This is a genomic window from candidate division KSB1 bacterium, from assembly GCA_034506335.1.
Taxonomy (GTDB): Bacteria; Zhuqueibacterota; Zhuqueibacteria; order JANLFK01; family Oleimicrobiaceae; genus Oleimicrobium.
In genome coordinates this window covers 93,566-96,397 of sequence record JAPDPR010000006.1, presented here as the reverse complement: position 1 = coordinate 96,397, position 2,832 = coordinate 93,566, and the positions used below count along the sequence as shown (strand labels likewise).

Here is a 2,832-nt window from a genome sequence, read left to right as displayed (position 1 = left end):
GGCGATGATTTGCGCGCCGGGCGCGACCTCGGTCAGCGCCGGAATACTCCCCGAATGGTCCATTTCCACATGATTGCAGACAATGTAATCGATCCTGGCCGGGTCGATGACCTGACGGATCCGCCCCAGCAGCTCCTGGAGGAAAGGTAACTTCACCGTGTCTATCAACGCCACCTTTTCATCCACGATGAGGTAAGCATTGTAAGTGGAGCCCTCCGGGGTCTGGTATCCGTGAAAGTTCCTCAGGTCCCAGTCGATACTTCCTACCCAGTAGACTCCGTCCTTTAGTTGCACAGCATGCATAGCCATCCCTCTCTCAATAAGACGACCCACCTTGCCGAGACCGCTTCTTGGTCAAGACCACCTCAGCGGGCACAAACTTGTCTCGCGACGCCCCACATACCTGGCACCGCCACCCTTCCGGCAGCAGAGCAAAAGACGTATCCTGGCCCAGCCCCTGCCTCTGGCTTGCGGGGTCGTACACCCATCCGCACACGGTACACCGGTAGGGGCGTCGTTTCGCTTCCCCCTGGTCCTCCGCGCAAAGGCACGTAGCACACACCCCGGAAAACACCGCCTGGCTGTTCTCCACCCGGTGACCTTCGATCCACCCCTTATTTGCCACCGGACATTGCACCGGCACGTCGTAAATGCGGCCACACATCCGACAATAGAAATGATGGTGCAGCGAGGCAAGGGCGTCAAACCGCTTCTCCTTGCCTACCACAAGTTCATGGACCAGGCCTGCCTGCTTTAGGGTTTCCAAAGCGTTGTAGACGGTGGCCAGTGATAAGGTGGGATACTGAGCGCGTAGAGCGCGATGGATCTCTTCAGCGGTGGGGTGCGAGGCTTGTCCCTCCAACGCACGCAGCACTGCCAGGCGCTGGATTGTTAACACGACCCCCTTCTTTTTCAGCATTTTGATCTTTTCGTCCACAATGCCGCCCTGCTTAGAGAGGCTCTTAGTTTGGAACGAATATAAAGCAATACTATCAAAAAAGCAAGTCTTTTTTGGCTCAGCGAGTTTTCTGCACGCCTGCGTCCGCCCGACGCCGCCGTAATCTCTCGTAAGGAGGGGAGCAAAAAAAAAGCGCCCCACTTGGGGGCGCTTCACAGCGTATAGTCGGCTTATCTCATCACCGAAAGCCGTCGGGTGGAGACCCGACCCCCTGCCTCCAGTCGATACAGGTAAACGCCAGCGGGCACCGGCACGCCCCTCTGGTCGGTGCCTTCCCAGGAGACGCGATGCCAGCCGGCTCCCACGTAGGCGTGGAGTAAAGTGCGAACCTCTCTCCCGAGCAAATCATAGACCACCAGCGACGCCCTTTCCGGCTGGGGCAGGGCAAAGGTGATCACTGTGCCCTCCGGGTCCCCTTGCGCCGCACGAAACGGGTTAGGGTAGTTGGGTAGCAGCGCGAATGATGCCGGGACGCCCGCACCGCTCTCTACTCCCGAAGGAGAGCCCACGACGAAGAACCCGCTTTCCGCCTTTACTTCGAGCAGCTGATTTTGCCCGTCGATCACCTTTAGCTGGTTGACTTTCAGCTCCACCGTGGTGCCAACCGGCACCTCGGGGGCCACGCGATAGCTCACCTGGACCACTGCCCCGCTGTCCGCATCCAGCAAGAAGCTGAAGCCAATGGCAATGACGTAGAGCACCCCGCTCACATCATTGAACTGCGCGATGAAGCCGTAGGCGCGGCTCCCTACCCACACTGAATCTGCACGAAGATAGTCAGGCACGTCGGCTAGCTCCAGCTGCAAGCCGCGCACCGGGGTCTCATTCCGCAGGGCAATGGTGACCACATTCCCGCCGGTGCCCGGCCATCCTGACCCAGAACCAACCACCAACCGGTTGCTACAGGCGGCTGGCGTGGCCACGGAAATAGCCCCAACCAAGAGGACAAGACCCCACGCTAAGAGTATCTTTCGACTCATCTTTTTGCCCATTGGCTGAGCTCGCTCCACAGGCTCACGCGATCTCCGCAGCATGCTATCATGGGAAAAGATCAAATACAGCCAGCATATCAAACAGGTCAATGTCCCCGTCGTGATCCACGTCCCCACTCAACATCTGAGCAGGAGTGGGAGCCGTTTTACCCAGCACAATATCGGCCATGATCGCCAAGTCTGCCTTCGTCACGGCACCGTTGCCGTTGAGGTCTCCCACCTTGACATAGCTAAAAATCCCGTTGTTCAGATCCGGCACCACCTGCTGATTGTTGGCATCGCTGATGCTCACATTCGACAGGACAAGGTTAGACGAGGTCCCAAGTGGGGTGTTGGGTTTGATAGTGTACTTTAGCTGTAGAATGGGGCCATTGCCCACCGGAATGACGGCCCCCGCCATGGAGACCAGCAACACTTGGACGTACCCGTCCTTCTCGCTGGCGCTTACCGTGAAACCTGTCGCCCTGCCCACCGGCGTCGCCAAGGGCGTGCCCGCCTGCAAACTATCTGGGATGTCGGTGAGGCGGAATAAGATGCCGCGGACATTGACCTGGTTGTTCAGCCAGATGTTGACTATTCCGGTCTTCCCTGGTTCACCACTTGAATTCTGGACGGTAATTGCGACCAGAGAGGCAATGTTAAAGACGCCGTCGCTCTCATCGCTTGGCAGACCATCCAGCGCGTCTTCCACCTTGATCTTTGCCATTGTTGAGGTCTGAGCCGGTACCGTCCAGGTATAGGAGCCTGTGTTGGGGGCAGTAGTGATCTCGGTCCAGTTGGCCCCACCGTTCATCGAATACCAAAGGCGCACATTCGTGATGACGCTGGTTGCGCTCCAAGTGATTTGGCGTTGGGTGTTGACAATCCAGGTCTCGCCGCCAT

At 58.0% G+C, this 2,832-nt stretch carries 4 protein-coding genes; all 4 read right to left on the bottom strand.

From position 1 onward, the window contains the following. Positions 1-303 (bottom strand): FprA family A-type flavoprotein (locus tag ONB25_03805; GenBank protein ID MDZ7392014.1); only part of this gene is annotated, 303 nt, incomplete at its 3' end. A gap of 13 nt (positions 304-316) precedes the next feature. Further along, on the bottom strand, positions 317-937 hold the full coding sequence (locus tag ONB25_03800; GenBank protein MDZ7392013.1) for a transcriptional repressor: 621 nt from the start codon (positions 935-937) through the stop codon (positions 317-319). Between the two features lie 191 nt (positions 938-1,128). Continuing rightward, positions 1,129-1,938 carry a T9SS type A sorting domain-containing protein gene (locus ONB25_03795; protein MDZ7392012.1) on the bottom strand — a complete coding sequence of 270 codons (810 nt, stop codon included), beginning with the start codon at positions 1,936-1,938 and terminating at the stop codon, positions 1,129-1,131. Between the two features lie 58 nt (positions 1,939-1,996). Next, on the bottom strand, positions 1,997-2,832 hold an 836-nt coding region (locus tag ONB25_03790; protein ID MDZ7392011.1), incomplete at its 5' end, for a dockerin type I domain-containing protein.